Annotated in this window: 2 protein-coding genes and 1 pseudogene; 1 reads left to right on the top strand and 2 read right to left on the bottom strand. The window is 59.9% G+C overall.

Annotated features, from left to right (window positions below; all coding sequences use genetic code 11):
• Positions 1–350: 350 nt before the first annotated feature.
• A complete protein-coding gene (locus LG661_RS24145) occupies positions 351–2,054 on the bottom strand; it encodes an HWE histidine kinase domain-containing protein (protein WP_230534545.1) in 1,704 nt (567 codons plus the stop codon).
• 862 nt (positions 2,055–2,916) lie between these two features.
• Between LG661_RS24145 and LG661_RS24140 the strand changes: the two are divergent.
• Positions 2,917–4,031 (top strand): annotated as a pseudogene (locus LG661_RS24140) (NADH-quinone oxidoreductase subunit D); the annotation flags it as partial.
• A gap of 53 nt (positions 4,032–4,084) precedes the next feature.
• On the opposite strand, the gene LG661_RS24135 reads toward LG661_RS24140, so the two are convergent.
• Entirely contained in the window at positions 4,085–4,429 is a 345-nt protein-coding gene (locus LG661_RS24135; RefSeq protein ID WP_230534543.1) for a response regulator, read from the bottom strand.
• Positions 4,430–4,813: the final 384 nt, after the last annotated feature.

Here is a 4,813-nt window from a genome sequence, read left to right as displayed (position 1 = left end):
GTGTGGGAGGGGTGGAACCGCGAGGCTCCCCCCTATCCCGATTGCCGCCATCCTGGAAAGAAAGGGCCTCCCTTACCCGGCATACTGTGCCGCCTCGCTCACATCAGGGCCATACCCCGCTAAGATAAGTGCCAATACTCCTGCAAGTATTCTGCCAAACCACCTTGCGAGCTGACCAAGTTCTGTGTCGATGGCGTTCAGGTGCGCACTCAGGTCGGGGTTGGAATCATGCATGGGATCTGCCCAGCTGCTGAAAGCGGGGCAATGCGGCGCCACCACGCCGGGATCCGTGACACCCCATCTTCTTTGGTAGCGGCCTCGGGAAAAGAAAAGCCCCAGATCAAACACGCTCAGGGACCGCTGCCCGCTTTGTCGGGTGCCCGCAAGGGAACATGAATGACAACTCTCAGCCCACTTGGATCAAAGTCCATCGTGACTTTTGCGTCAGCTTGCGCGGCCAGAACACGGTGAATCACCCTTGATCCAAAGCCCTCCTCTTCAGGTGCTTTGACGACGGGACCACCTCGCTCGGTCCACTCGAGATGAAGCACAACCTGCTCCGCACGCATGACCCGCCAAACCACGTCCAGACGGCCACCCCAGACGGATAATGCCCCAAAGCGAGCAGCGTTCGTGGTGAGTTCGTGGATTGCCATGCCAAGCGGCACCGCCACCTCTGACGCAAGCTCCACGTCTGGCCCCTCAAGCCTGATCCGCTCAATGCCTGTATTCCGATATGGCTGAAGCTCGGTCTCCAGAATCTCTCGCAGCGTAGTTACCTGCCAGAGGTCCTCGGTCAGAAGCATATGGGTCCTGGCAAGTGACTCAATTCGTCCTGAGAAGGCACGATAGAACTCCTCAACCGTTCTCGACGTGCGAGCCGTCGTTCCCAGGATGCTCTGAACGGTCGCGAGTGTGTTCCTGACGCGGTGGTGCAATTCCCGGATGAGAAGCCGCTGGCGCTCTTCAGCCTCATGTCGCTTGGCTTCGGTCGCCGCGTGTTCGACCGCTGCCGCCGCAAGCTGAGCCAGTTGCACCAGCACTGCCTCGTCGCCTTCACCGAACTCGGTGCCGTCCTTCTTGTCGGATAGCTGGACAAGTCCGAGTTTCTGCCCATTCTTCGCTATCAGAGGTGCGGCTAGCCAGCCACCTACCGGTGGGTGATTACGCCCTTTTGGGCTGAAGCTGTTCCAGCGCGGGTTGGTCTCAAGCTCAGCCTGGGTCAGGCGAATGGGCCCGTTTGTCTCGCACACAAGGGTATCAATGCCTAAACCATCCGGGGGCTTGGCGAAACTTTGGAATGCTTTGTACTTGTCGGGTAGGGAAACCGAACTGAGGGCCTGGTTCCAGTCGGGCCCACGGGCCAGGCTCACAATAGACTGGTGGGTTCCGACAATCTCCCGTGCCGTATCAGCAATCTCTTGGATCGTGACCTCAAGTGCCTCCGCTTCTGTCACCCTCACAGCAGCACGCGCAAGAGCCTGAAGCTGTTCGGCATAGCGCTGGGCCTCAGCCGCGCGCCGCTGTGCTTCCTCGACGGTGCGGCGAAGTTCGAGATGGGCCATCACCTGCCGGGCGAGGGCTTGCAGGGTGAACGCCTGCTCATCTGTAAGCTCGCGGGGCTTGTAGTCCAGCACGCACACAGTCCCGAGAGGGAGCCTCTCCGGAGTTTCCAGCAGTGCACCTGCATAGAAGCGCAGGTGCGGTTCGCCCGTAACCAGGGGATTGCAGTTGAAGCGTGGGTCTTTTGTTGTGTCAGGAACCACAAAGAGCCCCAGCTGGAGGATGGCCTGAGCGCAAATGGAAACATCGAGCGGGGTCTCGCGCACGCCCAGCCCGGTCTCGGCCTTGAACCACTGGCGCTGGTCGTCGATCAGGTTGACCACTGAAATGGGAGCGCCACAGACGTGAGCGGCAATGCGGACCACATCGTCGAACTCCACCTCGGGCGGGGTATCAAGAATTCCGTAGCGCCTTAGCGCTGCAAGGCGCTCGGCCTCATCCCAAGTGGGACGGTTCTGCTCTGCGAGAGTGGGCTCATCACCGTTACGCATCGTACTGCCTGTGGTCCTTGGAACGTAGCCTGCGGGGAAACTAACCCAAGTTAATCGCGTAGCCGGAGAAGAGTTCTTGCTGAGGTGCTTGTTGGTTTCGATACTGCGGTACAGGCACACGAGCCGGAAATGAGACTGAGACAGACCGTGACGGACCGGCCAACGGTTTAGCTCTTCGCGGTGAAATACCATCACCCCGAGGTGCTGAGCGCAAGAGAGGCGGCTTGGGTCCAATCAGCTTGCCTCGGTTCCATGGCGCTGTAGTTCGGCAAGCAACGTCGATGATGCTGCTTTGAATTGCAGTGCTCCCGAGGCGAAGCCCCCTGCAGTGAACCGTGGCCGTTGCTGCCGACAAAACCCAGACTGAGCATTCCTCCTAAAGAACCTTTGAGGTTGCCTCGAACCACTCCCGCGTTGCGGCTTCGCGGGCAGTCTGCTCGTCATCAAAGGCTACTTTGGTGGGCTTCTCGTAGCCGCAAACGTGGCATTGGACAGCAGCGGCAAAGCGCCCGTCATTGGTCTTGAAGCTGAGTGCCGATGCTGCATTGCAGGAACAGTCCGGGCAAAGGGGTTCGTTCATAAGACTCTACAGTTTTCCAGTGATTACTGCTGCTTGGGGTGAGACTGTCATCCACATGTGATCGTCGTGCAGCCTTCGAACTGCAGCACACAAGCTCAGTTCTTGTGCAGTGTGCAAAAAAGCTGGCAATCAAAGGCAAGGCATCTCCGACCGCAAGTCTTGGCCGGTCAGGTGCGCTCCGTCCGCCAGAGGCGCCCCCATTCCCGTCCGCCGGCGTGAACAGCGAACCATCTGTGGCAGCGGCAGGCTTGTTCTGAAACAGGTTCAGCTGAACGTAGGTGGCTGCGCTTGGTTCTTGAACTCATCGGGGAGGTCGTGGAGCCGGTCGTGCCCATATCGGCCTGCTGCATCGCGGCACCGAGAAGTTCTGCGAGTACAAGACCTATCTTCAGGCGCTGCCCTATTTCGACAGGCTCGATTATGTCGCTCCCATGACCCAGGAGCATGCCTTCTGCCTGGCCAGCGAGAAGCTCCTCGCCATCGCAGTGCCCAAGCGCGGGCAGCTCATCCGGGTCCTCTTTCTCGAACTCAGCCGCATCCTCTCGCACCTGCTCAACGTCACCACCCCGGCCATGGATGTCGGCGCGCTCACACCCCCTCTGTGGGGCTTCGAGGAGCGCGAGAAGCTGATGATCTCCTATGAGCGTGTTTCCGGATCGCGCCTGCATGTCGCCTACTTTCGTCCTGGCGGCGTGAACATGGACATCCAGGATGAGCTTGTGGATGACATCGAGTCCTGGTGCCACACGTTCCCCAGCGTCCTCGACGATCTCGACACGCTCGTGGTCGGCAACCGTATCTTCAAGCAGCGCAACGTGGACATTGGCGTTGTCCCGCTGGAGGACTGCTGGAAGTGGGGCTTTTCCGGCCCGATGCTGCGGGGCTCGGGCGCCGCCTGGGACCTGCGCAAGGCTCAGCCTTACGAGTGCTATGAGGAGCTTGACTTCGATATTCCCGTGGGCCGGCACGGGGACAACTACGACCGTACAGTCCTGCGCATGGAGGAGATGCGCCAGAGCGTGCGCATCATGCTGCAGTGTATCGACAGATTGCGCACGACCGGTGGTCCGATCTCGACACCGGACGGCAAGATCGTGCCGCCCTCGCGCAAGGACATGAAGCGCTCGATGGAAGCCCTGATCCAGCACTTCAAGCTGTACTCGGAAGGCTTCCACGTCCCGGCCGGCGAGGTTTACGCTGCGACCGAGAGCCCCAAGGCAGAATTCGGGGTCTATCTTGTCGCTGATGGCACCAATAAGGCCTACCGGGTCAAGGTGCGGTCGCCGTGCTTTGCGCACCTGCAGGCGATTGACTACATGAGCCGCGGGCACATGCTGGCGGATGTGTCTGCGATCCTGGGGTCACTGGACGTGGTCTTTGGCGAGGTCGACCGGTAAGCGGCCGCATGCGGATGCTCCTGCGAGGGTGCAGTCCAGCGCTTCCAGCAACCTCAGAGATCGGTACCTCCGAGACGGACAATGGTTTGGGTCAATTCTTCACGGGGAGATGGCTTCTCGAGCCACGGCACGCCCTGAAGCTCTGCCGGCAGGCTGGCAGCGAACGGCAGGCCCGAGTAGATGGCGAAGGGCGTGTTGCGCCCTTTCAGCTCCTGGACGATAGGCAGGGATGTTCCATCCCTGAGGGACAGGTCGAGCAAGGCGACATGGGGTGTGTTGTGCTCAAGCCACCGGAGGGCATCGGCGCAGGAGAGGAACGGCCCCGCAATAGAAAAACCAGCATCCTCAAGATAGGCCTCAAGCGACATGCCAATGAGCGCTTGGTCTTCAACGATCATGCAACAGGGGCCACTCATCACATCAAACCTCTTGCTGTTCAGAGGATATAAAGAGCCCTGCTGGCGGTGATTCCTGACAGGACCATGTTGAGCAGACGGGGAGGAACAGCCGTCGGCCTTTTGTAATACCCCTAGCCGGCAGCCCTCTCATTCACTCAAGTAAAACATGGCTGTGAGCTTGCGTCTCTGAGCGCATACCGGATCGCTCACCGGGCCCGGCGAGAGGCCTCGGAGAAATATCATAGGTTAATGGCAGCCCTCATCCGGTGCCCTAAGGAAGGACCAACGTCCCGGCCTCTCCCCGGGAGCGCTGTGATTCTCCGGAGAAGAAAGCGTGCCCACTAGCTGTGAGATCTGAGGAGGTTGTTCATCCCGTCTGAGGGC

The sequence above is a fragment of the Microvirga roseola genome (genome assembly GCF_020866965.1).
GTDB lineage: Bacteria > Pseudomonadota > Alphaproteobacteria > Rhizobiales > Beijerinckiaceae > Microvirga > Microvirga roseola.
This window is presented reverse-complemented; position numbering and strand designations above follow the sequence as displayed.

Bases quoted from the DNA above. Each gene is read 5' to 3' on its own strand.
- LG661_RS24145 (WP_230534545.1), bottom strand. From the start codon at position 2,054: ATGCGTAACGGTGATGAGCCCACTCTCGCAGAGCAGAACCGTCCCACT.
- LG661_RS24135 (WP_230534543.1), bottom strand. From the start codon at position 4,429: ATGATCGTTGAAGACCAAGCGCTCATTGGCATGTCGCTTGAGGCCTAT.